Raw genomic sequence first — 25,621 nt, forward strand, 5'->3', positions numbered from 1 at the left:
GCTGCCTGTACGGCAGTGAACACTACGCGCTGAAGGCCGATTTTTATGACGAGTTTCTAAGCTGCCTGTACGGCAGTGAACGGGCAATCGTAGCCTCCCCGCTTTGCACAGTATTTCTAAGCTGCCTGTACGGCAGTGAACAGTTGGCGATACAACATAACGCACTTATGTTAAAAGAATTTTGACCAAAACCCGATAAAACCCCTCTTTTTCATCCATTACTTAATCTCCTTATAAAACAGTCCGTTGAAATACCCCTCAAAAAAAGGGTTTCAGCGCCCTGCTTTAAACTCATCCGCGGCCTGCTACCCACTTTCGTGGCAAAAAACGCAGTTATAATCGGATAACCCTGCACACTATAAGTCTTGCATTTTTCATCAAAGGAATGGCGCTGCGCTGTTTTATTGAGTATTTGCAGGCGTTTAATCAGAAAAATGACGCGGAAATGAGATAAAAAAACGGCCCCTTTCGGAGCCGCTTCGAATGCTTTTAGCGCTTACTTCTTCTTCGCTTTCGCATTTGGCAGATCGGTGATGCTGCCTTCAAAGATTTCCGCCGCCAGGCCTACCGACTCGTGCAGCGTCGGGTGAGCATGGATAGTCAGCGCGATATCTTCGGCGTCGCAGCCCATTTCGATAGCCAGACCGATTTCGCCCAGCAGCTCGCCGCCGTTGGTGCCAACAACGGCCCCGCCGATCACGCGATGCGTCTCTTTATCAAAAATCAGCTTGGTCATGCCGTCTGCGCAGTCGGAAGCGATAGCACGGCCTGATGCCGCCCACGGGAAGGTCGCCGTCTCGTAGCTGATGCCCTTCTCTTTCGCTTCTTTCTCGGTCAGGCCAACCCAGGCAACTTCCGGCTCGGTATAGGCGATAGATGGGATCACTTTTGGATCGAAGTAGTGCTTCTTGCCGGAGATCACTTCCGCCGCTACGTGGCCTTCGTGCACGCCTTTATGCGCCAGCATTGGCTGACCAACGATGTCGCCGATAGCGAAAATGTGCGGCACGTTGGTACGCATCTGCTTATCGACACGGATAAAGCCGCGATCGTCCACTTCCACGCCCGCTTTACCGGCATCCAGACCTTTACCGTTCGGCACGCGGCCAATCGCCACCAGCACCGCGTCGTAACGCTGTGGTTCAGCAGGCGCTTTTTTGCCTTCCATCGTGACGTAGATACCATCTTCTTTGGCTTCTACCGCGGTCACTTTGGTTTCCAGCATCAGGTTGAACTGCTTCTCGATGCGCCTGGTGAAGACTTTCACCACGTCTTTATCGGCCGCAGGGATCACCTGATCGAACATCTCAACCACGTCAATCTGAGAACCCAGCGCGTGATAAACGGTACCCATTTCCAGGCCGATGATGCCGCCGCCCATGACCAGCATACGCTCAGGCACTTCTTTCAGCTCCAGCGCGGCGGTGGAATCCCACACACGTGGATCTTCATGCGGAATAAACGGCAGCTGAATAGGACGAGAACCGGCAGCGATAATCGCGTTATCGAAGTTGATAGTGGTGCCGCCGTTTTCGCCGTCAACGAACATAGTGTTCGCGCCGGTGAACTTAGCTTCGCCGGTGACCACTTTCACTTTACGGCCTTTCGCCATACCGGCCAGACCGCCGGTCAGCTGATTAATGACCTTCTCTTTCCAGGTACGGATTTTGTTGATGTCGGTTTGCGGCTTGCCGAACACCACGCCGTGTTCTTCCAGCGCTTTGGCTTCTTCAATGACTTTCGCCACGTGCAGCAGCGCTTTGGAAGGAATACAGCCCACGTTCAGGCAAACGCCGCCCAGGGTGCTGTAACGCTCAACAATCACGGTCTCCAGACCTAAATCAGCAGCGCGAAATGCCGCAGAGTAACCTGCCGGACCTGCCCCAAGTACCACGACCTGAGTTTTAATTTCTGTACTCATCATGACCTCTTAGTTAACTGGCGGATATCCATCCACCGGTTCGTATTCAGGGCAAGAGTTTACAGAATTGTTAACAGAGTGCAAACAACCTGCCCCAAACCATCACAACTTGTCGACTAAAACAGCGAGAGTCGGCTATAAGAAGGCCGGCATAAGCCGGCCAGAGTACTTTTACATCACCAGTCGGCGAATATCGGCTAACAGATTGCCGACGATGGTGATAAAGCGGGCACCGTCAGCCCCGTCGATAACGCGGTGGTCGAAGGAAAGAGAGATTGGCATCATCAGACGCGGCACAAACTCTTTACCGTTCCAGACCGGCTCCATCGCGGATTTAGAGACGCCCAGGATAGCTACTTCCGGCGCGTTGACGATCGGCGCAAAGTGCGTGGTGCCAAGACCGCCAAGGCTGGAGATGGTGAAGCAGCCGCCCTGCATATCGCTGGCCGTCAGCTTGCCGTCGCGCGCCTTTTTCGAGGTTGCCATCAGCTCGCGGGAAAGCTCGGTGATGCCTTTTTTATTCACGTCCTTAAAGACCGGAACCACCAGGCCGTTAGGCGTATCGACCGCCACGCCGATGTTGATATATTTTTTCAACGTCAGCTTCTGCGCATCTTCAGAAAGCGAGCTGTTAAAGCGCGGCATCTGCTCCAGTGCGGCGGCAACGGCTTTCATAATGAACACAACCGGCGTGTATTTCACGTCCAGCTTGCGCTTCTCGGCTTCGGCGTTCTGCTGTTTACGGAACGCTTCCAGATCGGTGATATCGGTTTTGTCGAAGTGCGTAACGTGCGGGATCATCACCCAGTTACGGCTCAGGTTCGCGCCAGAGATTTTCTGGATGCGGCCCAGCTCGACTTCTTCGATTTCACCGAACTTGCTGAAGTCCACTTTCGGCCACGGCAGCATGCCTGGCAGACCACCGCCGCTGGCGGCAGCCGCTGGCGCGGTCTCGGCGCGTTTCACCGCGTCTTTCACGTACGCCTGCACGTCTTCTTTCAGAATACGGCCTTTACGTCCCGTACCTTTTACCTTCGCCAGGTTAACGCCGAACTCGCGCGCCAGACGACGGATAACCGGCGTGGCGTGGACGTAGGCGTCGTTCTCGGAGAAGTCGCCTTTTGCTTCCGCTTTCGCTGGAGCCGGTGCCGCAGCAGGCGCCGCTTTGGCTTCCTGCGGAGCCGGAGCCGCTTCCTGTTTCGCTGCCGGAGCAGGCGCCGCGCCTTCCACTTCAAAGATCATAATCAGCGAGCCGGTGCTCACTTTGTCGCCGGTCGCGATTTTGATCTCTTTTACCGTGCCGGCAAACGGCGCAGGCACTTCCATCGAGGCCTTGTCGCCTTCGACGGTGATCAGCGACTGCTCGGCTTCGACTTTATCGCCAACCTTAACCATCACTTCGGTGACTTCAACTTCGTCGCCGCCGATGTCCGGCACCTGCACTTCTTTCGCGCCGCTGGTCGCCGCAGGCGCCGCTGCCGCTTCTTCTTTCATCGCTGGCTTCGGCGCTTCGGCCGGTGCTGCGCCTTCCGCTTCAAAGATCATAATCAGCGAGCCGGTGCTGACTTTGTCGCCGGTAGCGATTTTGATCTCTTTTACCGTGCCGGCAAACGGCGCAGGCACTTCCATTGAGGCCTTGTCGCCTTCGACGGTAATCAGCGACTGCTCGGCTTCGACTTTATCGCCAACCTTGACCAGGATCTCGGTGACTTCAACTTCATCACCGCCGATGTCCGGTACGTTGACGTCTTTGCTTTCCGCTTTGGCAGCCGGCGCCGCTTCTTTCTTCTCTTCTTTTGCTTCCGCTTTGGCTGGCGCTGGCGCAGCCGCGTCGGCAGATTCAAAGATCATAATCAGCGAGCCGGTTTCCACTTTGTCGCCGGTAGAAATTTTAATTTCTTTGACCACGCCCGCTTCTGGCGAAGGCACTTCCATTGAGGCTTTGTCGCCTTCAACGACGATCAACGACTGCTCTGCTTCCACTTTGTCGCCGACCTTGACCAGGATCTCGGTGACTTCCACTTCGTCGGAACCGATGTCCGGTACTTTAATTTCGATAGCCATTACTCTTTACCTCTTATGCCAGACGCGGGTTGACTTTATCGGCATCGATATTGAATTTGGTGATGGCTTCCGCCACCACTTTCTTATCGATCTCGCCGCGTTTAGCCAGTTCGCCCAGCGCTGCAACCACCACGTAAGACGCGTCCACTTCGAAGTGGTGACGCAGATTTTCGCGGCTGTCGGAACGACCGAAACCATCCGTGCCCAGCACGCGATAGTCGCTGGCTGGAATATAGGTACGGATCTGCTCGGCGAACAGTTTCATATAGTCGGTTGAAGCCACGGCCGGTGCGTCGTGCATGATCTGCGCAACGTAAGGCACGCGAGGCGCTTCAGTTGGGTGCAGCATGTTCCAGCGCTCGCAGTCCTGACCGTCACGAGCCAGTTCGGTGAAGGAGGTCACGCTGTAAACATCGGAGCCAACGCCGTAGTCTTTCGCCAGGATCTGTGCCGCTTCACGAACGTGACGCAGGATAGAGCCTGAACCCAACAGCTGGACTTTACCTTTGCTGCCTTCTACCGTTTCCAGCTTGTAGATACCTTTACGGATACCTTCTTCTGCGCCCTGCGGCATCGCCGGCATGTGGTAGTTTTCGTTCAGCGTGGTGATGTAGTAGTAGATGTTTTCCTGCGCTTCGCCGTACATACGCACCAGACCGTCATGCATGATAACGGCGACTTCGTAAGCGTAAGCCGGATCGTAAGAGATGCAGTTAGGGATAGTCAGCGACTGAATGTGGCTGTGACCATCTTCATGCTGCAAGCCTTCGCCATTCAGCGTGGTACGACCGGAGGTGCCGCCGACCAGGAAGCCGCGCGCCTGCTGGTCGCCCGCCGCCCAGCACAGATCGCCGATACGCTGGAAGCCAAACATCGAGTAGTAGATGTAGAACGGGATCATCGGCAGGTTGTTGGTGCTGTAGGACGTTGCCGCCGCCAGCCAGGATGCGCCTGCGCCCAGTTCGTTGATGCCTTCCTGCAGGATCTGACCTTTCTCATCTTCTTTGTAGTAGGCAACCTGCTCACGGTCCTGCGGCGTGTACTGCTGGCCGTTCGGGCTGTAGATGCCGATCTGACGGAACAGGCCTTCCATACCAAAGGTACGCGCTTCGTCGGCGATGATCGGCACCAGACGATCTTTGATCGACTTGTTCTTCAGCATCACGTTCAGGGCACGCACAAAGGCGATCGTGGTGGAAATCTCTTTGTTCTGCTCATCCAGCAGCTGACGGAAGTCTTCCAGCGCAGGCATCTCCAGCTTCTCGCTGAAGTTAGGCTGACGCGTCGGCAGATAGCCGCCCAGCTTCTCGCGCTGGCCATGCAGATATTTGTACTCTTCCGACTCTTTGTCGAAGGTGACGTACGGCAGGCTTTCGATTTTGTCATCTTCTACCGGCACGTTGAAACGATCGCGGATGTAGCGTACGCCATCCATGTTCATTTTCTTCACCTGGTGAGCGATGTTCTTGCCTTCTGCCGTGTCGCCCATACCATAGCCTTTAATGGTATGCGCCAGGATCACCACAGGTTTGCCTTTGGTGTCCTGCGCTTTTTTCAGCGCCGCGTAGATTTTCTTCGGATCGTGGCCGCCACGGTTCAGCGCCCAAATCTCGTCGTCGGTCATATCTTTGACCAGCTCGGCGGTCTCCGGATATTTACCAAAGAAGTGCTCGCGCACGTAGGCGCCATCGCGGGATTTAAAGGTCTGATAGTCGCCGTCAACGGTTTCATTCATCAGCTGGATCAGCTTGCCGCTGGTATCTTTGCGCAGCAGCTCGTCCCAGCGTCCGCCCCAGATAACCTTGATCACTTCCCAGCCTGCGCCGCCAAAGATGCCGCTCAGCTCGTTGATGATTTTGCCGTTGCCGGTTACCGGGCCGTCCAGGCGCTGCAGGTTACAGTTGATGATGAACACCAGGTTGTCCAGCTTCTCGCGGGTGGCGATGGTGATCGCGCCTTTGGATTCCGGCTCGTCCATCTCGCCATCGCCCAGGAAGGCGTAAACGGTCTGCTGTGAGGTATCTTTCAGGCCACGGTGCTCAAGATACTTGAGGAATTTCGCCTGGTAGATGGCGCCGATTGGGCCAAGACCCATCGAAACGGTCGGGAACTGCCAGAAATCCGGCATCAGTTTTGGATGCGGATAAGAAGAGAGGCCTTTGCCGTGCACTTCCTGACGGAAGTTGTTCATCTGCTCTTCGGTCAGGCGGCCTTCCAGGAAAGCACGCGCGTAGACGCCCGGCGAAATGTGGCCCTGGAAGTACACCAGGTCGCCACCGTCTTTTTCGCTGCGCGCGCGGAAGAAGTGGTTAAAGCACACTTCATAAATGGTCGCCGAGGACTGGAAGGAAGACATATGGCCGCCCAGCTCCAGATCTTTCTTCGATGCACGCAGAACGGTCATGATGGCGTTCCAGCGGATGGCGGAACGGATACGACGTTCCAGCGAGGTATTACCCGGATAGTCAGGTTCGTCCTCAACGGCGATAGAGTTAATGTAGCTGCCGGCCCCAGTGCCCGCCGCTACCTTTACGCCGCCTTTGCGTGCTTCGCTCAATACCTGATCGATCAGGAACTGCGCGCGCTCCACGCCCTCTTCACGGATGACCGATTCGATCGCCTGTAGCCAGTCGCGAGTTTCAATCGGATCCACGTCATTGTGTAAACGTTCTGACATGGGGGTATTCCTTATCTGTGTCTAATACGTTGAATTGTCTGGAGCCTGTCTCTCTATCCTCTGGCTCAGTGCAAAACACAGAGAGACAGGCCCTTCGTGGTTGTCGCGTTATGATTACGCGTTAATCCTTACGCTGCTGTAATCGGCGCAGGGAGCGCTCTCTTCGGCTCTGTTCCCGGCTTCTGTCCAGCAATATTTCCTCGATAAACGCCAGATGGCGGTGTGAGGCCTCGCGTGCCTTTTCGGGTTCGCGCGCCACAATCGCCTCGAAAATACTGGCGCGGTGACCGCTCACTTTCGCCAGCATTTCGCGGCGCGAGTAGAGCAATTCAAAATTCTGTCGGACGTTCTGTTGCAGCATCGGCCCCATTGAGCGTAGCAAATGCAGCAGCACCACATTATGCGCCGCCTCTGTGACAGCTATCTGATACTGCATGACCGCGTTGGCTTCGGCATCAAGGTCGCCGCTCTCCTGCGCGGTCTGGATTTGCAGATGGCAATCCCGGATACGTGCCAGATCTTCTTCCGTTCCTCGTAGCGCCGCATAGTAGGCCGCTATCCCTTCCAGCGCGTGGCGCGTTTCCAGCAGATCGAACTGCGATTCAGGGTGATCGGCCAGCAGTTCCACCAGCGGATCGCTCAGGCTTTGCCAGAGGTTAGTCTTTACAAAAGTGCCACCGCCCTGACGGCGCAGCAGCAGGCCTTTTGCTTCCAGACGCTGGATAGCTTCACGCAAAGAGGGACGGGAGACGTCGAACTGTTTAGCCAGCTCGCGTTCAGGGAGGAGCTTTTCACCGGGACGCAGCGTCCCTTCCATAATCAAGGACTCAAGCTGCTGCTCGATAGCATCGGATAGCTTTGGTTGGCGGATTTTGCTGTAGGCCATCATCCCTTCTTCGTGCCGTTTGCCCGAGTAAATTGGTCATACCAATTGCAAAAAGGAGCCCGTAAAGTAACAAAGTATTCACCTGATGTCTATATGGCAACGGCGCAAAACCAGACGCATGTCTCGTTTTACGGGCGCGAATTAACGCCTTATAACAGGTTAAAAGCGTTAGAAAGAATGTTAAAAAAATTAACTTTTGTGAAGAAGACCAGGCAGTTAATGGCGCCCGATTAACGGCGTCATAAGTAAAATCGATTCGTCTTCAGGCATCCTTTATGACAAAAACAAACGTTGCCGAAACCTGTTTTTTTTGCAGCCGTCCCGGCTTAAACAGAAAGCGAGTGCATTACCCGGCGCTTATCATTATTCTTATCGCGAAAGTAGAGGCAGCCCCGCTTTTGCGGGGTTTCTTATGTAAACATTTAAGTACATTTATCGTAATAAAATGATGACAAAGGCTCGCCCTTAGTACAATAACGAGACCAAGAGGATCACTATGGAACAACAGCAGGGCGATATGCTGAAGCGCGGCCTGAAAAACCGCCATATTCAGCTAATTGCATTAGGCGGCGCCGTCGGCACCGGCCTTTTTCTGGGGATCGCACAAACCATTAAAATGGCGGGCCCGTCCGTCTTACTGGGCTACGCCATCGGCGGCTTTATTGCCTTTTTAATTATGCGCCAGCTGGGCGAAATGATCGTGGAAGAGCCGGTTGCCGGTTCTTTCAGCCATTTTGCCTATAAATACTGGGGCAACTTTGCCGGTTTCGCTTCCGGCTGGAACTACTGGGTGCTCTATATCCTGGTCGCGATGGCGGAACTGACCGCCGTCGGCCAGTATATTCAGGTCTGGTGGCCCGCGTTTCCTTCCTGGGCCGCCGCCGCCATCTTCTTTGTGCTGATTAACGCTATCAACCTGACCAGCGTAAAAATCTTTGGCGAAATGGAGTTCTGGCTGGCGATTGTGAAAGTGGTCGCCGTGGTGGCGATGATTGTGTTCGGCTGCTGGCTGCTGTTCAGCGGTCATGGCGGCCCGGATGCGAAGATCAGCAATATCTGGGCGATCGGCGGCTTTTTCCCGCACGGCGTGGGCGGACTGGTGATGGCGATGGCGATCATTATGTTCTCTTTCGGCGGCCTGGAGCTGGTAGGCATCACGGCGGCCGAAGCGGATGACCCGCAAAAAAGCATTCCGCAGGCCACCAACCAGGTGATCTGGCGTATCCTGATCTTTTATGTCGGCTCGATTATCGTGCTGCTTTCGCTTTATCCCTGGACAAAAGTTACCGCCAACAGCAGCCCGTTTGTGATGATTTTCCACGACCTGGGTGAAAGCCTGGCGGCGAACGTGCTGAACCTGGTGTTTTTAACGGCGGCGCTCTCCGTTTATAACAGCTGCGTCTATTCCAACAGCCGGATGCTTTACGGCCTGGCCCGTCAGGGCAACGGCCCGAAGGCGCTGCTGAAGGTTGACCGTCGTGGCGTGCCTTACGTGGCACTGGCGCTCTCAGCCGCTACCACGGCGATTTGCGTGCTGGTGAACTATCTGATGCCGGGCGAGGCGCTGGGCCTGTTTATGGCGCTGGTGGTCTCCGCGCTGGTGATCAACTGGGCGATGATCAGCTACGCCCATCTGAAGTTCCGCCAGGCGAAAGCGCGCGAAGGCGTGCAGACTCGCTTCAAGGCGCTGCTCTATCCCGCCGGCAACTGGATTTGCCTGCTGTTTATGATCGGCATTCTGGTCATTATGGCGATGACGCCGGGCATGGCGATTTCCGTATGGCTTATTCCGCCGTGGATTATCGTGCTGGCCATTGGCTACGCGGTAAAAAACCGGCTGCAAAAAGCCTGATGGCCCGGGGCGCTTCGGCGCCCTTTTTACTGCGCGCTAATCCTCCAGCCTGCCTTACCTTTTATGGCCCTCACCGCGCGAATTGCCAGCTTACTCACACTTTTCCGGTTACAGCCGTTTTGTCCATCTCTGCAACCTTTTGCGCCAGCGCAAGACGCTATTAAGCCAGTGATAATCTCTGCTTCATCCTGTGGGAGAGATTATCCATGAAGAGCGCGGCGCTTTCGGTAAAAGAGAAGATTGGCTATGGCATGGGAGACGCGGGCTGCAATATGATCGGCGGCGCGATCATGCTTTTCCTTAACTATTTTTATACGGATGTCTTTGGCCTTGCGCCCGCGCTGGTCGGCGTCCTGCTGCTTTCCGTGCGCGTGCTGGATGCGATTACCGACCCCATTATGGGCGCGCTGGCCGACAGAACGCAGAGCCGCTGGGGACGTTTTCGCCCCTGGCTGCTATGGATTTCCCTGCCCTATGTGCTGTTCAGCGTGCTGATGTTTACCACGCCGGACTGGAGCTATGACAATAAGGTTATCTACGCGTTTGCCACCTACTTTCTGATGTCGTTAACCTATACCGCTATCAATATTCCTTACTGCTCGCTTGGCGGCGTGATTACCAACGATCCCGGCGAACGCGTCTCCTGCCAGTCTTACCGCTTTGTAATGGTCGGCATCGCCACGCTGATCCTGTCGCTCTCCCTGCTGCCGATGGCGGAATGGTTTGGCGGCGACGACAAAGCGCGCGGCTACCAGATGGCGATGAGCGTGCTGGCCTTTATCGGCCTCTGCATGTTCCTTTTTTGCTTCGCCACGGTGCGTGAACGCATTCATCCTGCCGTACCGAGCAACAGCGATCTGAAATCCGATTTACGGGACGTGTGGAAAAACGACCAGTGGGTGCGCATCCTGCTGCTGACCTTTTGTAACGTCTGTCCCGGCTTTATCCGCATGGCGGCCACCATGTACTACGTCACCTGGGTCATGGGGCAAACGACCCATTTCGCCACGCTGTTTATCAGCCTGGGCGTAATAGGCATGATGTTGGGCAGCACGTTGGCCAAAGTGTTGACCGATCGCTGGTGCAAACTGAAAGTCTTCTTCTGGACCAATATCGTGCTGGCGCTGTTCTCCTGCGGCTTCTATTTCCTGGATCCGCACGCTACGGTACTGATTGTGGTGATGTACTTCCTGCTGAATATTCTGCATCAGATCCCTTCGCCGCTGCACTGGTCGCTGATGGCGGACGTGGACGATTACGGCGAGTGGAAAACCGGCAAGCGCATTACCGGCATCAGCTTTTCAGGCAATCTGTTTTTCCTCAAGGTTGGCCTGGCCGTAGCAGGCGCGATGGTTGGCTTCCTGCTCTCTTTTTACGGCTACGACGCGGGCGCGAAAGCCCAGTCGCCGCTGGCCGTCAACGGCATCACGCTGCTGTTTACCATTATTCCGGGCGTCGGTTATCTGATTACCGCTGGCGTGGTCAGGCTGCTGAAGGTTGACCGACCAACGATGCAAAAAATCCAGCTGGATTTGGAACAGCGTCGCCATAATTTCCGCGAACTTAACGATTATCATCACGGCAAAGCGCCGGTTAAACCAGAAGGAACAGGAGCATGAGCAGTCACTGGCCCGTCCCCCTTATTGCACAGCGCGCCGATCCCTTTATTCTGCGCCATCGGCAGCATTACTATTTTATCGCCTCCGTACCTGAATACGATCGGCTTGAGCTGCGCCGCGCCGCGACCTTAGCCGATCTGGCGGCAGCCGAAGCCGTCGTGGTCTGGAAAAAACACGCCAGCGGCGAAATGAGCGAGCTGATTTGGGCGCCTGAACTGCATCTTATTGATAACGTCTGGGTCATCTATTTTGCCGCCGCGCCGTCCAGAGAAATCAAAGATGGGCTGTTCCAGCACCGCATGTTCGCTATCGCCTGTCATGACGACGATCCGCTTACCGGCGCCTGGCATGAATGCGGTCAGGTCGTGACGCCCATCGACAGTTTTGCGCTGGACGCGACCCACTTCGTGCATCAGGACAGAAACTGGTATCTGTGGGCGCAAAAAGATCCGGCGATCCCCGGCAACTCCAATCTCTATCTGGCCGAACTGGAAACGCCCTGGTCGCTGAAAAGCGCGCCGGTGATGCTGAGTCGGCCTGAGTTCGACTGGGAATGCGTGGGCTTCAGCGTCAACGAAGGGCCTGCGGTTATTCGTCACGGCAACCGCCTGTTCGTCAGCTATTCGGCCAGCGCGACGGATGAAAACTACTGTATGGGCCTGCTGTGGATCGACGTTGCTGCCGATCCGATGAAAGCGGAAAACTGGCAAAAATCCCCTCAGCCGGTCTTTAAAACCAGTTGGGAAAACCGCCAGTTCGGGCCGGGGCATAACAGCTTTACGGTAACGGAACAGGGTGAGGACGTACTGGTTTATCATGCGAGAGACTACACGGAAATCGAAGGCGATCCGCTTTACGATCCCAACCGGCACACCTGCATTAAAACCTTTACCTGGGATAGCGACGGCATGCCGGTCTTTGGCGAACCGCCGGCGGCCGTGGATTAACAAAGCCGTTAATTTGATGCCGGGCAGGCGAGTTTATTGGCGCTGCGGTCGGCAACCTGACGACTATCCCGGTTATTTCCACTTTGGTATCCAAAGCAACCGGCTATATTGGAAAACGGATCGGTAGCTGGATTGGCAGCAGCGTGGGTAATTTTATCGAGGGAGGGTTTGGCACCAACGACAGCGCGGCTGCCTGAGCAATAACCTGACAGCCAATAATCCGGCCTGCGGGCCGGATTATTCCTGCTATACCAGCGCGCCGTAAATAGTCAGCAGCGCCACCACTACCACGATCACCAGCGACACTTTCTTGGCCAGCGCAACGGCAATTCGCGGCGTTTGCACCTTGTCCGTATGCAGATCGCGCGCCAGCGAAAACTGCGCCAGTCGGGTCAGCACTTGATATTGCGAGGTATGCCGGTCGCCCAATGAAGCAAACCAGGCCGGCAGCGCGCGTTCGCCATGTCCCAATAAGGCATAGGCAACTCCCGCCAGTCTTACCGGGATCCAGTCAACGCAGTGCAGAATAGCATCCACGCCGGATTGCGACCGTTCCAGTGGCGTATAACGACGCGCCAGCCAGCTCTGCCACGCGCGCAGAAAAGCATATCCCACCAGCAGAACCGGTCCCCATGGGCCGCCCACGACAAACCAGAACAGCGGTGCCAGATAAAAGCGGTAGTTAATCCACAGCAGCGCATTTTGCAGTTCGCAGAGATATTCGCGCTCGTTACACTCCATCGGCAGGCCGTGGATCAGCGTCAGCTCTTCTGCCATGGCGCTGTGCGCGTCCGTATCGTTATGGCTGGCCGCTTTCAGATAGGCATGATAATGCAGCCTTACCGACCCCGCACCGATGCACAACAGCCCAACGGCAATCCAGAACAGCAGCTGTAAAACGCCGAAAAAAAGGCCCTTCAGCGCCAGTAAACAGAGTGCGACCACCGCCATCGCCGCCAGCGTCATCGCCAGCGTGCGCAGCAGCGAAAAGCGCCGCTGACGACGGAACAACCGGGCCAGATGGTGATCCAACTGCCAGTGCTCGCCCATTTTAAACAAGCGTTCCCAACCCAGAACCAATAACAAACTAAAAAGCGTCATGCCTGTTACTCCTGCTGTACAGCGGAGGGATCGTGCTCCAGCCCGCTCCGAAATCTTTCCCAGTCAAACGCCGGTCCGGGATCGGTTTTTCTTTCCGGCGCGATATCACTATGCCCGGTAATATTTTCGACTATTTGCGGATAGTGCTTTGCCAGTAAACGGGTCACCGCCTGCAAAGCCTGGTATTGCGCATCGGTATAGGGCAGCACATCGGTGCCTTCCAGCTCAATGCCAACAGAAAAATCATTGCAGGCCTCCCGTCCCTGATAGCAGGAAACGCCCGCATGCCAGGCGCGTAAATCAAAAGGCACGTACTGGATGATTTCACCATCGCGACGGATCAGGCAATGCGCGGAAACCCGCAGATGCGCGATATCCGCAAAGTAAGGATGGGCCCCGGCATCCAGCTGGCCGGTAAATAGCGCATCGATCCACGGGCCGCCGAACTCGCCCGGCGGCAGGCTGATATTATGAATAACCAGAAGCGTGGGCGTTTCGTTTTGCGGGCGCTGATTAAAATGCGGCGACGGCACCCGCTTCACGCCGGTCAGCCAGCCTGACTGCAACTGCATGGCCTGCTCTCCTTTTCTATAGATAACATCAGAGTAACATGAATCCCTGACGCGGGAAGCCCCGCCGCCGCAGAAACAGCTCGGGGAAGTTTCGTCGCTTTTTGCCCTGTCAGGCGGCAAAAAATCGGCTGCCCTGGCGCAGTAACCGACTCGCCAGCCGCAGGTAAAAAAGCTAGCATGGTTCTCTCTTCAATCCGCCCTTTTGGAGTTTGACCATGACAACCCGTCGCTACGATGCGGACAGCCGCCGTGCCGCGCTGTTGGAACGTATTAAGGATGATATTCCTCCTGCCGTCGCCCTGGCGCTGCGAGAAGACCTGGGCGGCGAGATCGACGTCAGCCGGGATATTACCGCCAGCCTGTTACCAGAAGATGCCCGCTCTCATGCCGTAGTGATTACCCGTGAACCGGGTATTTTCTGCGGGAAACGCTGGGTCGAAGAAGTTTTTATCCAGCTTGGTAATAAGACGCAGATGATTTGGCACGTGGAGGATGGTGACGCGATCGTCGCCAACCAGCCGCTGTTTGAAGTAACCGGCCCTTCCTCGCTGATACTGACAGCGGAACGCACCGCGCTGAATTTTGTCCAGACGTTATCCGGCGTGGCGACCGAGGTCAGCCGCTATGTGGCTATGCTTGAAGGCACCAAAACGCAGCTGCTGGATACGAGAAAAACGCTGCCGGGACTGCGCACCGCGCTGAAGTATGCCGTGCTGTGCGGCGGCGGCGCTAACCACCGACTGGGCCTTTCCGACGCTTTCCTGATCAAGGAAAACCATATTATCGCCACCGGTTCAGTACGCCAGGCCGTGGAAAAGGCGTTTTGGCTGCATCCGGACGTGCCGGTGGAAGTTGAGGTTGAATCGCTGGACGAGCTTAGTCAGGCGATCGAGGCCGGGGCGGATATCATCATGCTGGATAACTTCAGCGTTGAGCAGATGCGGGAAGCGGTGCGCCTGACCAACGGCCGCGCGCTGCTGGAGGTTTCCGGCAACGTCACCGACGAGACGCTACGGACTTTCGCCGAAACGGGCGTGGATTACATCTCGGTCGGCGCGCTAACCAAGCACGTGCGGGCGTTGGATCTCTCCATGCGCTTTCGCCCCGCTGCCGCCCATTAATTTTACCTGTCATTTTAACGCCGTCTCCGGATGGCGTTTTCGCTCCCATCACTGAATTTTGCGAGCCGTCTTCCCGCCTTTTTGTCTGCTGATGTAATAGCGAAAGAATTCCTGCTGCCCTTCTTCGGAAACGTTTTTTTGCCGCTGGTTTGTGCTTTTTTTTCAGCGGTACGTTGCTGACTCCTTAAACACATGGAAGTCAACATCATGAAAAATCAGCAGGGATTTACCCTGGTCGAACTAATGATAGTTATCGCTATCATCGCCATTCTCAGCGCTATCGGCCTGCCGGCTTACCAGAACTATCTGCAAAAAGCCGCGCTGACCGATATGCTGCAAACGGCGATGCCTTTTAAAACCGCCGTGGAACTGTGTGCCATCGAGCACGGCGGCGCGGAAAGCTGTAGCGCAGGCAGCAACGGCGTGCCGTCCGGGAAAGGGTCGCGCTATGTTGCCACTGTGGCCGTGCAGGGCGGCGCGCTGACGCTGACGGGCCAGGAAAGCCTGAACGGCCTGACGGTAACGATGAAACCGCAGTGGGACGGTGCCGAAGGCCAAATCGGCTGGCAGCGCACCTGCGCTACCCAGCAAACGGGGCTGAAAGAAGCCTGTGAAAATATCTTCCGCTTTGACGATGACAGCGAGGTGGCGGAATGACAGCGTCTTCCTCTCTGCAGGCCGTCGAGGCCCTTTGTCAACGTCATCACGCCGTGGTGCTTTCGCTTACGCCGCAGCGGCTGCACATCGCGATGGCGACGCCGCCCTCGGCCGATATGATGGCGGCGCTGCGTTTTACCGCTCAGGGCGCGATTGAGATTGAGTACTGGCCACCGGCGCGACTGGAACAGTATCGACAGGATCGTCCGGCCGCATCGGAACCTGCGGCGGCACATAGCGAAACCACCATCCAGCGTATCGACAATCTGTTGGCGCTGGCGATACAGCAGCGCGCGTCCGATATCCACATCGAACCTCAGGCCGACGCGTTACGCATCCGTTTTCGGGTGGATGGCGTGCTGCAAAACGTGCCGACTTCGCCAGCCGACAACGCCGCGGCGCTGCTGGCAAGGCTGAAAATAGTCGCTAACCTGGATATCGCCGAACGCCGGATCCCGCAGGATGGCCAGTTCACGCTGGCACTGTTGGGAAAACCCGCTTCCTTTCGCCTCTCGACGCTGCCCACGCGCTGCGGTGAAAAAGCGGTTATCCGACTGCTGCAAACTGACACCCAGTCCGTGTCGCTGGAGAATCTCGGCATGTCGCCAGCGGCGCTGCGCTGCTTTCGCGAGGCGCTGGCGAGGCCGCAGGGGCTGATTCTGGTTACCGGCCCTACCGGCAGCGGGAAAACCTTTACCCTTTACAGCGGGCTGAGCTCGCTTAACACGCCGGGCCGCAACCTGTGCAGCGTGGAAGATCCCGTGGAAATCCCGCTGCCGGGCGTTAATCAAACCCAGGTACATCCTAAAACCGGACTTGATTTCAACCGCGTGCTACGCGCTCTGCTGCGTCAGGATCCCGACGTAATTATGATTGGCGAAATCCGCGATGCGGAAACGGCGGAAATCGCCATCAAGGCGGCGCAGACCGGCCATCTGGTTCTGTCGACTTTGCATACCAACTCCACGGCGGAAACGCTGACCCGGCTAAGGCAAATCGGCATTCCCGGCTACCAGCTTGCCTCCGCGCTAAAGCTGGTTATCGCCCAGCGTCTGGTACGCCGTCTCTGCCCGCACTGTCGCGAACCCGCCGAAGCGCTGGCCCATTTCCCTCAGGATCTCTGGCCGGGTACGGTGCAAAACTGGCGCGCCGTCGGCTGCGAACGCTGCTATTCCGGCTTTTATGGCAGGCTGGCGCTGTTCGAGCTGCTTCCCGTTAATGCGCGGCTGCAAAATGCTATCGCGACCGACAGCGCTCAGGAGGCGCTGCTGAAAATTACCCGGCAGCAAAATATAAACTCGCTGTTTGTAGAAGGACTACATAGCGTGAATAAAGGCGAAACCACGCTGGCAGAGCTGAATCGAATTGTCGGTAATGACGATGACTGATCCGCTGTTAGTGGAATGGCAGGCCATGGACAAAGAAGGCGCTTTTCATCAGGGAGCCTGTTTTTGCCGTGGCCGCCAGGAAGCAACGGAACGGCTCATGGCGCTCGACCTGCTGCCGCTAAAGGTTAGCAAAGGACGCCGCTATCACGCCGGCGACTGGAAATGGCAGCACAAGATTACCTTTTTCCGCGAGCTGGCTACGCTTTTGCAGGCAGGCATGACGCTTTCTGCCAGCCTGCGGCTGACGGCTGAAGGCCATGCCGATCCCGGCTGGCAGGCTTTACTCACGCAGATAGAGCAAAGCGTGTCGGAAGGCATACCCTTTTCACAGGCGCTGGCCGACTGGCCTGTAGTTTTCCCACCGCTCTACCCTGCCCTGATCGCGGTTGGCGAACTGACCGGCAGAATGGACGAATGCTGTCTGCGGCTGGCCGGTCAGCAGGAAAGAGAACAACAGCTGCAAAAGAAAGTAATGAAAGCGCTGCGCTACCCGTTGTTTGTGGTCGCCGTCGCGCTGCTGGTCAGCATCGGGATGCTGGTTTTCGTTTTGCCGGAGTTTGTAGCTATCTATCGTTCCTTTAAAGCGCCGCTACCGGCTTTTACCGCGGCCATAATCGCGCTGTCCGAGGGGCTGCAGCGTTATGGCATGCTTATTTTGCCGCTGGCCTTCGGCAGCCTCGCTTACTGGCGCTGGCAGAGCCGTCGCCTGCCCGTCTGGCAGCGTAACGAGCAGCGATGTCTGTTACAGCTGCCGCTTATCGGCAGGCTTTATCGCGGCGGCCAGCTCAGCCGTATCTTTCTGACCCTGACGCTGACGCAGCAGGCTGGTCTGACGCTGTTGCAGGGGCTGCAGGCGGTAGAGAAAACGCTCGATCATCTGCTGTGGCGGGAGGCGATAGTCGCCCTGCAGCAGCATATCGCCGCCGGTAACCCGCTGTACCAGGCGCTGGCACAGCACGAGCTTTTCACGCCGCTGTGTTACCAGCTGATTAAGGTGGGCGAAGAGGCTGGCGCGCTGGACAGCCTGCTGCTGCGGCTAGGGGAATGGCATGAGGCCAGCACGCATGAGCTGGCGGATAATCTGGCCGCCGCGCTGGAACCGTTAATGATGATCGTTACCGGCGTGCTGGTCGGCACGCTGGTAGTCGCGATGTACTTGCCCATCTTTAACCTGGGCGATGCTTTGGGATAGTGACCGTTTTGACCAGGCGATATATTCACACAGAGGACGTATTAAGACAGACAACGCTTTAAGGCAGGCAATGTTTTGAAGCAGGTAACATTTTGGGACAGGCGACGCTTTAAGGCAGGCAAAGTGATGCCGTTCTGCCAGGCAGGGTGTGAAAGCGACAGCGTAAAAACCTGCCGCTCAGCGCAAGCGGCAGGCCGGTTGCCGACTTTAACGGTTGAACACCCGGTTTTCCTGCTCCGCCACGCGGATAAAGGTCGTGCGCTTGGTCAGCTCTTTCAGCCGCTCAGCGCCAACGTAGGTACAGGCAGAGCGCAGGCCGCCAAGAATGTCTCGCGCCGTGTTGTCTACCGGGCCGCGAACGGGAAGCTTAACGGTTTTGCCTTCTGCCGCCCGATAGCCCGCCACGCCGCCAACGTGCCGGTTCATCGCAGATTCAGAACTCATGCCGTAAAACAGCATAAACTGCTCGCCGTCCTCTTCCACCAGCGTGCCTTCGCATTCATCATGCGCGGCCAGCATCCCGCCGAGCATCACAAAATCGGCGCCGCCGCCGAAGGCTTTCGCCACGTCGCCCGGTACCGAACAGCCGCCGTCGCTGACAATTTGACCGCCCAGCCCATGCGCCGCATCCGCACATTCAATTACGGCGGAAAGCTGCGGATAGCCTACGCCAGTTTTCACCCTTGTAGTACAGACGGATCCGGGGCCGATGCCCACCTTTACGATATCGGCACCGGAAAGAATAAGCTCCTCCACCATTTCGCCCGTCACTACGTTACCCGCACAGATAGTTTTATCCGGGCAGGCCTCGCGAGCGCGCTGTAAAAACTCGACAAAGTGTTCGGAGTAGCCGTTAGCAACGTCAATACAAATGAAATTTAACGCGGGCGACAGCGCGAGGATCTGCTGCATTTTAACGAAATCGGCATCGGAAGTGCCGGTAGAAACCATCACGTATTGCAGTACGCTTTCAGGTACGCGATCGATAAAGGCCTGCCATTGTGCCACGCTATAATGTTTGTGAACGGCGGTAAGGACCTGGAATGAGGCCAGCGCTTCCGCCATGCTGAAGGTGCCGACGGTATCCATATTGGCGGCAATGATCGGCACGCCTGACCAGGCGACGCCGGAGTGTTTGAAGGTGAACTGACGGTTCAGGTCAACCTGTGAACGACTCTTCAAGGTGGAACGCTTGGGGCGGATCAGGACATCTTTAAAACCTAGCTTAATATCTTCTTCAATACGCATAAATCACTTCCTGGTTGATGGCGCAATCTGATGATTGGGTGCTGCTGCCAGCTCCAGTAGCCTTATCATACGCGCTAAAAACGCACGGACAAGACTGCGAAAACAGGTTTATTTAGGCTACAATCCCATAAATTTATCTGTGATTCTCTTATGTGATCTGCACCCCACTTTTAGCGGCCGCGTCAATGCTGGCCTGAGCGGATGCGGCCACATCGGAGCCGTGAGAATCGGGACTATGAGCTATACTGTTGCGCTGACCGGCGGTATCGGCAGCGGGAAAACCACTATCGCTAACGCCTTCGCGGCCAGAGGCGTGGATATCGTTGACGCCGATATTATTGCCCGGCAGGTCGTGGAGCCCGGTCAACCCGCGCTGAAAGCGATACAAGAGCGGTTCGGTGCGGCGGTCATTCGCCCGGACGGCTCGTTAGATCGCGCCGCGCTGCGTCAGCGGATTTTTAGTTCCGCGCAGGAAAAAGCCTGGCTGAACGCCCTTCTGCATCCGCTGATCCATAGTGAGACCCGTCGCCAGCTGGCGTTAACCCGCTCCGTCTGGTGCCTGTGGGTCGTTCCTTTGCTGGTTGAAAACAATCTGCAACAGCTGGCCGATCGGGTGCTGGTTGTGGATGTCGATCGCGAAACGCAGCTGGCGCGTACCATGAGCAGAGACCACATCAGCCGTGAACAGGCTGAACATATTTTGGCTGCGCAGGCCACGCGTGAAGCGCGACTTGCCGTAGCCGACGACATTATCGATAACGGCGGCACACCTGATGATGTGGCCGCCAAAGTTGCCCGGCTGGACCAGCGCTATCGCCAGCTTGCCGGAGCAACAGATCAGGATTAAAGCATGAGCACAACGGTTTTATTTGAGTACCCATTAAATGAAAAAATGCGGACCTGGCTGCGCATTGAATTTTTAATGAATCAGCTGGATAGCAGCCGCACCATCGTCGATTCAGTCAGCGCGCTAACTTTTTTCCGCAATGCGGCCGAGCTGCTGGATGTATTTGAACGCGGCGAACTGCGTACCGAAATTGTCAAAGAGCTGGATAAGCAGCAGCAGAAGCTGCGCTCCTGGGCGGAAGTGCCGGGTGTGGATATGGATCTGGTGCATAAGCTGCACGACAGTCTGAAAACGCGTTCGACTGCGCTGATGGCCGCTCCGCGTATGGGACAGATGATGCGGGAAGATCGGTTGATCGGACTGGTGCGTCAGCGCTTAAGTATTCCCGGCGGCTGCTGCAGTTTCGACCTGCCTACGCTGCATATCTGGCTGCATATAGAACAGGAGAAACGGGACAGTCAGGTTGCGCTGTGGATGAACTCGCTTGCGCCTATCCGCGACGCGCTGACGCTGATTTTGGACTTAATTCGCCAGTCGGGCGCTTTTCGCCATCAGACCAGCCTGAACGGATTTTATCAGGACAATGCGGAAGGCGCCGATCTGCTGCGCCTGCGGCTGATGCTGGAGGACTCGCTTTATCCGCAGGTTTCCGGCCATAAAAGCCGCTATGCTATCCGCTTTCTGCCGCTCGACAGCGAGCACGGCGAGGTGCCGGCGCGCCTCGATTTTCAACTTGCCTGCTGCTGAGGTAACGATCAATGAATGAAGTCATCACCGTAAACTGTCCAACCTGTGATAAAGAGGTTATCTGGGATGAGCTGAGCCCCTGGCGGCCCTTCTGCAGCAAGCGCTGCCAACTGATCGATTTGGGCGAATGGGCTAACGAAGAGAAACGTATTCCCAGCGAGGGCGATCTTTCCGACAGCGATGAATGGAGCGAAGAACCGAAAGATCGCTACTGAAAGCCTACTACCAGGAAGATGACCGCTGGCTGAATATGGCCCTTTTCAGCCAGCAGCGAGGCAATATCGTCTACGTTGACCCGCTCTGAAGACGAACAATATCGCCTGTATCAGCCCCGGCCTGCAGATGAGAAATATCGCTCAAATTAGCCTGTGTCTGCAGGCAACGATATTGCCTGAATCAGCACGGCCTGCACACGAGAAATATCGCTCAAATTAGCCTGTGTCTGCAGGCAACGATATCGTCTGAATCAGCACGGCCTGCGAGCGATATCGCCTGAATCCACCCAAGCCTACGGGCAACGATCGCGTCTAAATCAGTCCGGCCTGCAGGCGAGCGATCAGTTCTGCATTGGCGGGAGGAAATTCTTCCGCCACCAGCGCCTGCTGCGCGACCCAACGTTGCGGCTGCCCTTCACGTCCCCACGGTTCGCCCTGCCAGGCCTCTACCAGAAAGAAATGCAGCGTGACCTGTAGCTCGCTGTCCGTATGGCTGGCCATACCGCAGGCCGATGCGCTCAGCGGAGTGATGCCCGTTTCTTCCTGTAGCTCGCGCTTCAGCGCCTGTTCCGGCGTTTCGCCTGCTTCGATTTTCCCGCCGGGAAATTCCCATCGGTTAGCCATATGGGATTTAGCGGAGCGCTGGGTTAGAAATATTCTTTTCTGCCCGTCACGAATGATGCCTACTGCCACCTGCAAATGCTTCATAACTGTTCTCTGGATTGCCTGAAGTACGCCGCCACTATTCCAGCGTTGCGGCACAATCGCAAGCCCGATTGTAAACTGCGAGCCGTTACGAAAATCAGCTATGTAACAGCATGAAAATGGCCGAAGGCCGGTACGGCAGTAAAAACAAAGCGTAGAATTTCGTTTCAGGGAAGCCCGTCTTAAGCAAAGCAGACAGGCACGGCGACGTCTGCCGACTCACGGATAAGAGGAGAGAAATATGCGCCGCATCTTTAGCCTTCAGGTAAACATGCTCATGCTGCCAGCGCTACTGGCAGTGACAACAATCGTCATAGCGCAGCTGCCTCTGAGGCTGTGGCTGCCGGCGCTGCTGCTAAGCTGGACGTTATTAGCACTGGCAGTCGTGGATTATCGCCTGTTTCTGCTGCCGGATATGCTGACGCTGCCGCTGCTCTGGCTTGGACTGCTTGCCAGCACGATCGGATTGCTGCCGGGTCTGACGCCGGAGCAGGCCGTTTATGGCGCAGCGGCGGGTTACAGCACGCTTTGGCTGCTCTCGCGCGGCTATTGGCTGCTGAGAAACAAAGAGGGGCTGGGGCTGGGCGATGCCAAATTACTGGCGGCGCTGGGCGCCTGGACGGGCCTGGAGCGGCTGCCCTGGATCGTGCTGCTGGCGACGCTTATCACCTCAGCCGCACTGTTTGCCGCGTGGCTGATGTTCAGGCATCCGCTTAATGCGCCTTTCCCTTTTGGGCCTGCGCTGGCCTTTGCAGGCTGGACGATATTTCTCTGGCTCTATGGATAACGGCCAGGAGGCCGGCCCTGACGTGGCAAAGACTATAACTGGCATAACACGGCCTCGCTTTGGCAAAGACTATAACTGACGCAAGGTGAGCTGGCTTTAGTAAAAATTATGTGGCTGTGGCTGTGGCTGTGGCTGTGGCTGTGGCTGTGGCTGTGGCTGTGGCTGGGGCTGTGGCTGTGGCTGTGGCTGTGGCTGTGGCTGGGGCTGGGGCTGGGGCTGTGCAAGAGCGTACTGGTTTGCCCTGTCTCTCCGCCATAAAAAAAACCGGGGAATTCCCCGGTTTTTTAAAGCGTGGTCAGCAATACCCGTCAGGCCAGGCGGCCGTGACACTGCTTATATTTTTTTCCTGAGCCGCAAGGGCAAGGATCGTTACGTCCGACTTTGCGCTCGCCGGTCTGCTCAGCCAGCGCCATCGCTGCTTCCGTTTCGGTATCCACATGGCTCAGCTGCTGCTGCTGCGCCAGACGCTCGGCTTCTTCACGACGCTGCTCTTCCATCGCTTCGACTTCTTCCGGCATCCGCACCTGCACCTTGCTCAGCGTGCTGATCACCTCATACTTCAGCGACTCCAGCATTGCGGCGAACATGGCGAAAGACTCGCGCTTGTACTCCTGCTTAGGATCCTTCTGCGCATAGCCACGCAGATGGATGCCCTGACGCAGATAGTCCATTGCAGCCAGATGCTCTTTCCACAGCGAATCCAGCGTTTGCAGCATCACGCCTTTTTCAAAGTTGCGCATCATCTCAATGCCGACCACTTCTTCTTTACGCTGATACTGCTCTTTGGCCTGCGTCATAATACGTTCGCGCAGCGTCTCTTCATGCAGGTCAGGCTCTTTGTCCAGCCACTCTGCAATTGGCAGCTCCAGGTCGAAATCGTTTTTCAGACGTTCCTGCAGGCCTGGCACATCCCACATCTCTTCCAGCGACTGCGGTGGAATGTAGGTATCGATCGTGGTTTTAAACACGTCTTCACGGATGCTGGTGATAGTTTCCGATACGTCGGAAACGTCCAGCAGCTCGTTACGCTGGGTGTAGATAGCGCGACGCTGATCGTTAGCCACGTCATCATATTCCAGCAGCTGCTTACGAATATCAAAGTTACGGCTTTCCACTTTGCGCTGTGCATTGGCAATAGCTTTGGTCACCCACGGATGCTCAATCGCTTCGCCCGGCTTCATGCCCAGTTTACGCATCATATTAGAGACGCGATCGGAGGCGAAAATACGCATCAGCGCATCTTCCATCGACAGATAGAAGCGTGAGGAGCCGTTATCGCCCTGACGACCGGAGCGGCCGCGCAGCTGGTTATCGATACGGCGTGATTCATGACGCTCGGTGCCGATGATATGCAGACCGCCGGAAGCCAGTACCGCATCGTGACGCACTTTCCAGGCGCTCTTGATCGCTTCGATCTGCTCAGGGGTTGGATCGGTCAGCGCGGCGATTTCCGCCTGCCAGCTGCCGCCCAGCACGATATCCGTACCGCGACCCGCCATGTTGGTTGCGATGGTAACCGCGCCCGGCTGACCAGCCTGCGCCACGATATCCGCTTCACGGGCGTGGAACTTGGCGTTCAGCACCTCGTGTTTGATCCCGGCGCGAGTCAGCTCGGCTGACACCACTTCCGATTTCTCAATAGAGATCGTTCCCACCAGCACCGGCTGGCCGTTAGCGGTACGCTCGCGGATATCTTCAATGATCGCGTCGATCTTCTCTTTCTCGGTCATATAGACCAGATCCGGCAGATCTTTACGCACCATTGGGCGGTTGGTCGGCACGACAATCGTTTCCAGCTTGTAGATAGAGCTGAACTCAAAAGCCTCGGTATCTGCCGTACCGGTCATACCGGCCAGCTTGTCGTAAAGGCGGAAATAGTTCTGGAAGGTAATAGAAGCCAGCGTCTGGTTTTCGTTCTGGATCTCCACGCCTTCTTTCGCTTCTACCGCCTGATGCAGACCATCCGACCAGCGACGGCCCTGCATGGTACGACCAGTATGTTCATCGACGATAATCACTTCGCCGTCTTTCACGATATAGTCCACGTCGCGGGTAAAGAGCGCATGGGCGCGCAGCGCCGCCGTGACGTGGTGCATCATCATGATGTTGCCCGGCGAATAAAGCGACTCGCCCTCTTCCATGATGCCTTCGCTGACCAGCAGCTCTTCCACCTTCATCAGGCCACGCTCGGTCAGATGCACCTGACGCCCTTTTTCATCCACGGAGAAGTCGCCTTCGCCCTGGAAGGTGTCGGAGTCTTCTTTGTCCTGACGGATCAGGTGAGGGATGATTTTGTTAACTTTGATATAGAGTTCGGAGCTGTCTTCCGCCGGGCCGGAGATAATCAGCGGCGTACGCGCTTCATCGATCAGGATGGAGTCGACCTCATCCACCAGCGCATAGTTGAGCTTGCGCTGCACGCGATCCTCAGGGCTGAACGCCATGTTATCGCGCAGATAGTCAAAGCCATATTCGTTGTTGGTGCCGTAGGTAATATCGGCAGCGTAGGCTTCACGTTTGGCCGGAGCAGGCATTCCCGGCAGGTTGATGCCGATGCTCAGTCCCAGGAACTCGAACAGCGCGCGGTTGTTTTCCGCATCACGCTGCGCCAGATAGTCGTTGACCGTGACGACGTGCACGCCTTTGCCGCTAAGGGCGTTCAGGTAAGCAGGCAGCGTAGCGGTCAGGGTTTTACCTTCACCGGTACGCATTTCCGCGATGCAGCGATCGTTCAGTACCATGCCGCCCAGCAGCTGCACGTCAAAGTGACGCATGTTAAAGACGCGCTTGCTGGCCTCACGTACGGTCGCAAAGGCTTCCGGGATCAGGTTTTCCAGCACTTCGCCTTTTTCCAGACGCGCGCGGAACTCGGCGGTCTTCGCCTTCAGCTCATCATCGGACAGCTTCTCAAAGTCCGGTTCCATCTTGTTGATCTGCTCAACCACTTTGCGCATACGGCGCAGCGTACGGTCGTTACTGCTACCAAAAACCTTGGTTAATAATTTGATTAACATAAACAATATTCTCTCAGCCACTGCTTCTACAGCGCATCACTAAACTTTTAATGGGGGAACT

21 protein-coding genes and 1 CRISPR repeat array (1 of these 22 only partly in view) are annotated in these 25,621 nt (G+C 56.3%); of the genes, 12 read left to right on the forward strand and 9 right to left on the reverse strand.

All coding sequences use genetic code 11. The annotated features are described in order from the left end of the window. A CRISPR array of direct repeats spans positions 1 to 141; the repeat unit is 28 nt; unit sequence TTTCTAAGCTGCCTGTACGGCAGTGAAC; it begins 429 nt to the left of the window's first position. 355 nt (positions 142 to 496) lie between these two features. The 4 genes from lpdA to pdhR all read right to left on the reverse strand — a co-directional run bounded on the left by lpdA (position 497) and on the right by pdhR (position 7,548). Beyond that, on the reverse strand, positions 497 to 1,921 hold the full coding sequence (gene lpdA, locus ACMGEE_RS14880; protein WP_125289022.1) for a dihydrolipoyl dehydrogenase: 1,425 nt from the start codon (positions 1,919 to 1,921) through the stop codon (positions 497 to 499). Positions 1,922 to 2,092: 171 nt separating this feature from the next. Beyond that, entirely contained in the window at positions 2,093 to 3,985 is a 1,893-nt protein-coding gene (gene aceF, locus ACMGEE_RS14885; RefSeq protein ID WP_436830284.1) for a pyruvate dehydrogenase complex dihydrolipoyllysine-residue acetyltransferase, read from the reverse strand. A gap of 13 nt (positions 3,986 to 3,998) precedes the next feature. Next, entirely contained in the window at positions 3,999 to 6,662 is a 2,664-nt protein-coding gene (gene aceE / locus ACMGEE_RS14890) for a pyruvate dehydrogenase (acetyl-transferring), homodimeric type (protein ID WP_253455258.1), read from the reverse strand. 121 nt (positions 6,663 to 6,783) lie between these two features. Next, positions 6,784 to 7,548, reverse strand: coding sequence for a pyruvate dehydrogenase complex transcriptional repressor PdhR (gene pdhR, locus ACMGEE_RS14895; protein ID WP_253455259.1), 765 nt, complete (start codon positions 7,546 to 7,548; stop codon positions 6,784 to 6,786). A 496-nt stretch (positions 7,549 to 8,044) separates the two neighbouring features. On the opposite strand from pdhR, the gene ACMGEE_RS14900 reads away from it, so the two are divergent. From ACMGEE_RS14900 to ACMGEE_RS14910, 3 genes are all read left to right on the forward strand, one after another. After that, positions 8,045 to 9,400 carry an amino acid permease gene (locus ACMGEE_RS14900; protein ID WP_253455260.1) on the forward strand — a complete coding sequence of 452 codons (1,356 nt, stop codon included), beginning with the start codon at positions 8,045 to 8,047 and terminating at the stop codon, positions 9,398 to 9,400. 206 nt (positions 9,401 to 9,606) lie between these two features. Then, positions 9,607 to 11,019, forward strand: coding sequence for a glycoside-pentoside-hexuronide (GPH):cation symporter (locus ACMGEE_RS14905; protein ID WP_253455261.1), 1,413 nt, complete (start codon positions 9,607 to 9,609; stop codon positions 11,017 to 11,019). After that, positions 11,016 to 11,966, forward strand: a complete 951-nt coding sequence (locus ACMGEE_RS14910) for a glycoside hydrolase family 43 protein (protein WP_301730706.1) — start codon at positions 11,016 to 11,018, stop codon at positions 11,964 to 11,966. Before ACMGEE_RS14905 ends, ACMGEE_RS14910 begins: the two co-directional genes overlap by 4 nt. 246 nt (positions 11,967 to 12,212) lie before the next feature. Here ACMGEE_RS14910 and ampE read toward each other — a convergent pair whose 3' ends face one another. Continuing rightward, positions 12,213 to 13,067, reverse strand: a complete 855-nt coding sequence (ampE, locus tag ACMGEE_RS14915; RefSeq protein WP_253455263.1) for a beta-lactamase regulator AmpE — start codon at positions 13,065 to 13,067, stop codon at positions 12,213 to 12,215. 5 nt (positions 13,068 to 13,072) lie between these two features. Next, entirely contained in the window at positions 13,073 to 13,639 is a 567-nt protein-coding gene (ampD, locus tag ACMGEE_RS14920) for a 1,6-anhydro-N-acetylmuramyl-L-alanine amidase AmpD (protein WP_253455264.1), read from the reverse strand. 215 nt (positions 13,640 to 13,854) lie between these two features. Between ampD and nadC the strand changes: the two genes are divergently transcribed. From nadC to hofC, 4 genes are all read left to right on the forward strand, one after another. Beyond that, entirely contained in the window at positions 13,855 to 14,760 is a 906-nt protein-coding gene (gene nadC / locus ACMGEE_RS14925) for a carboxylating nicotinate-nucleotide diphosphorylase (RefSeq protein ID WP_436830285.1), read from the forward strand. Between the two features lie 207 nt (positions 14,761 to 14,967). Next, positions 14,968 to 15,417: a prepilin peptidase-dependent pilin gene (gene ppdD / locus ACMGEE_RS14930; RefSeq protein WP_253455266.1), complete on the forward strand. Its 450-nt coding sequence runs from the start codon at positions 14,968 to 14,970 to the stop codon at positions 15,415 to 15,417. Beyond that, positions 15,414 to 16,805, forward strand: coding sequence for a type II secretion system protein GspE (gene gspE, locus ACMGEE_RS14935; RefSeq protein WP_301251444.1), 1,392 nt, complete (start codon positions 15,414 to 15,416; stop codon positions 16,803 to 16,805). The genes ppdD and gspE overlap by 4 nt, the downstream gene beginning before the upstream one ends. Continuing rightward, positions 16,798 to 17,997 carry a protein transport protein HofC gene (gene hofC / locus ACMGEE_RS14940; RefSeq protein WP_436830315.1) on the forward strand — a complete coding sequence of 400 codons (1,200 nt, stop codon included), beginning with the start codon at positions 16,798 to 16,800 and terminating at the stop codon, positions 17,995 to 17,997. Before gspE ends, hofC begins: the two co-directional genes overlap by 8 nt. Before the next feature lie 207 nt (positions 17,998 to 18,204). On the opposite strand, the gene ACMGEE_RS14945 is transcribed toward hofC, so the two are convergent. Beyond that, positions 18,205 to 19,245, reverse strand: coding sequence for a GMP reductase (locus ACMGEE_RS14945; protein WP_253455268.1), 1,041 nt, complete (start codon positions 19,243 to 19,245; stop codon positions 18,205 to 18,207). A gap of 235 nt (positions 19,246 to 19,480) precedes the next feature. On the opposite strand from ACMGEE_RS14945, the gene coaE reads away from it, so the two are divergent. From coaE to yacG, 3 genes are read left to right on the forward strand one after another with little or no spacing between them, the layout of a single operon-like run. Next, positions 19,481 to 20,092 (forward strand): dephospho-CoA kinase, encoded by a 612-nt coding sequence (coaE, locus tag ACMGEE_RS14950; RefSeq protein ID WP_301251446.1) that lies wholly within the window; start codon positions 19,481 to 19,483, stop codon positions 20,090 to 20,092. 3 nt (positions 20,093 to 20,095) lie between these two features. Then, entirely contained in the window at positions 20,096 to 20,839 is a 744-nt protein-coding gene (zapD, locus tag ACMGEE_RS14955) for a cell division protein ZapD (RefSeq protein ID WP_436830286.1), read from the forward strand. Between the two features lie 11 nt (positions 20,840 to 20,850). Continuing rightward, complete coding sequence (yacG, locus tag ACMGEE_RS14960) at positions 20,851 to 21,054, forward strand: DNA gyrase inhibitor YacG (protein WP_253455270.1); 204 nt, start codon at positions 20,851 to 20,853, stop codon at positions 21,052 to 21,054. A gap of 312 nt (positions 21,055 to 21,366) precedes the next feature. On the opposite strand, the gene mutT is transcribed toward yacG, so the two are convergent. Continuing rightward, the gene (mutT, locus tag ACMGEE_RS14965) at positions 21,367 to 21,762 is read right to left on the reverse strand and encodes an 8-oxo-dGTP diphosphatase MutT (RefSeq protein WP_301251449.1); all 396 of its coding nucleotides are present in this window, start codon (positions 21,760 to 21,762) and stop codon (positions 21,367 to 21,369) included. 238 nt (positions 21,763 to 22,000) lie between these two features. Here mutT and ACMGEE_RS14970 point away from each other — a divergent pair, with 238 nt between their 5' ends. Together ACMGEE_RS14970 and ACMGEE_RS14975 are read left to right on the forward strand one after the other, a co-directional pair. After that, positions 22,001 to 22,546: a prepilin peptidase gene (locus ACMGEE_RS14970; RefSeq protein ID WP_253455272.1), complete on the forward strand. Its 546-nt coding sequence runs from the start codon at positions 22,001 to 22,003 to the stop codon at positions 22,544 to 22,546. A gap of 108 nt (positions 22,547 to 22,654) precedes the next feature. Beyond that, the gene (locus ACMGEE_RS14975; RefSeq protein ID WP_436830287.1) at positions 22,655 to 22,804 is read left to right on the forward strand and encodes a hypothetical protein; all 150 of its coding nucleotides are present in this window, start codon (positions 22,655 to 22,657) and stop codon (positions 22,802 to 22,804) included. 50 nt (positions 22,805 to 22,854) lie between these two features. Here ACMGEE_RS14975 and secA read toward each other — a convergent pair whose 3' ends face one another. Next, entirely contained in the window at positions 22,855 to 25,560 is a 2,706-nt protein-coding gene (gene secA / locus ACMGEE_RS14980) for a preprotein translocase subunit SecA (protein WP_253455274.1), read from the reverse strand. Positions 25,561 to 25,621 lie beyond the last annotated feature (61 nt).

The sequence above is a fragment of the Erwinia artemisiae genome (genome assembly GCF_051400835.1).
Taxonomy (GTDB): domain Bacteria; phylum Pseudomonadota; class Gammaproteobacteria; order Enterobacterales; family Enterobacteriaceae; genus Erwinia; species Erwinia aeris.

Coding starts and splice junctions, on each gene's coding strand:
- lpdA (WP_125289022.1), bottom strand. CDS start 1,921: ATGAGTACAGAAATTAAAACTCAGGTCGTGGTACTTGGGGCAGGTCCG.
- aceF (WP_436830284.1), bottom strand. CDS start 3,985: ATGGCTATCGAAATTAAAGTACCGGACATCGGTTCCGACGAAGTGGAA.
- aceE (WP_253455258.1), bottom strand. CDS start 6,662: ATGTCAGAACGTTTACACAATGACGTGGATCCGATTGAAACTCGCGAC.
- pdhR (WP_253455259.1), bottom strand. CDS start 7,548: ATGGCCTACAGCAAAATCCGCCAACCAAAGCTATCCGATGCTATCGAG.
- ACMGEE_RS14900 (WP_253455260.1), top strand. CDS start 8,045: ATGGAACAACAGCAGGGCGATATGCTGAAGCGCGGCCTGAAAAACCGC.
- ACMGEE_RS14905 (WP_253455261.1), top strand. CDS start 9,607: ATGAAGAGCGCGGCGCTTTCGGTAAAAGAGAAGATTGGCTATGGCATG.
- ACMGEE_RS14910 (WP_301730706.1), top strand. CDS start 11,016: ATGAGCAGTCACTGGCCCGTCCCCCTTATTGCACAGCGCGCCGATCCC.
- ampE (WP_253455263.1), bottom strand. CDS start 13,067: ATGACGCTTTTTAGTTTGTTATTGGTTCTGGGTTGGGAACGCTTGTTT.
- ampD (WP_253455264.1), bottom strand. CDS start 13,639: ATGCAGTTGCAGTCAGGCTGGCTGACCGGCGTGAAGCGGGTGCCGTCG.
- nadC (WP_436830285.1), top strand. CDS start 13,855: ATGACAACCCGTCGCTACGATGCGGACAGCCGCCGTGCCGCGCTGTTG.
- ppdD (WP_253455266.1), top strand. CDS start 14,968: ATGAAAAATCAGCAGGGATTTACCCTGGTCGAACTAATGATAGTTATC.
- gspE (WP_301251444.1), top strand. CDS start 15,414: ATGACAGCGTCTTCCTCTCTGCAGGCCGTCGAGGCCCTTTGTCAACGT.
- hofC (WP_436830315.1), top strand. CDS start 16,798: ATGACTGATCCGCTGTTAGTGGAATGGCAGGCCATGGACAAAGAAGGC.
- ACMGEE_RS14945 (WP_253455268.1), bottom strand. CDS start 19,245: ATGCGTATTGAAGAAGATATTAAGCTAGGTTTTAAAGATGTCCTGATC.
- coaE (WP_301251446.1), top strand. CDS start 19,481: ATGAGCTATACTGTTGCGCTGACCGGCGGTATCGGCAGCGGGAAAACC.
- zapD (WP_436830286.1), top strand. CDS start 20,096: ATGAGCACAACGGTTTTATTTGAGTACCCATTAAATGAAAAAATGCGG.
- yacG (WP_253455270.1), top strand. CDS start 20,851: ATGAATGAAGTCATCACCGTAAACTGTCCAACCTGTGATAAAGAGGTT.
- mutT (WP_301251449.1), bottom strand. CDS start 21,762: ATGAAGCATTTGCAGGTGGCAGTAGGCATCATTCGTGACGGGCAGAAA.
- ACMGEE_RS14970 (WP_253455272.1), top strand. CDS start 22,001: ATGCGCCGCATCTTTAGCCTTCAGGTAAACATGCTCATGCTGCCAGCG.
- ACMGEE_RS14975 (WP_436830287.1), top strand. CDS start 22,655: ATGTGGCTGTGGCTGTGGCTGTGGCTGTGGCTGTGGCTGTGGCTGTGG.
- secA (WP_253455274.1), bottom strand. CDS start 25,560: ATGTTAATCAAATTATTAACCAAGGTTTTTGGTAGCAGTAACGACCGT.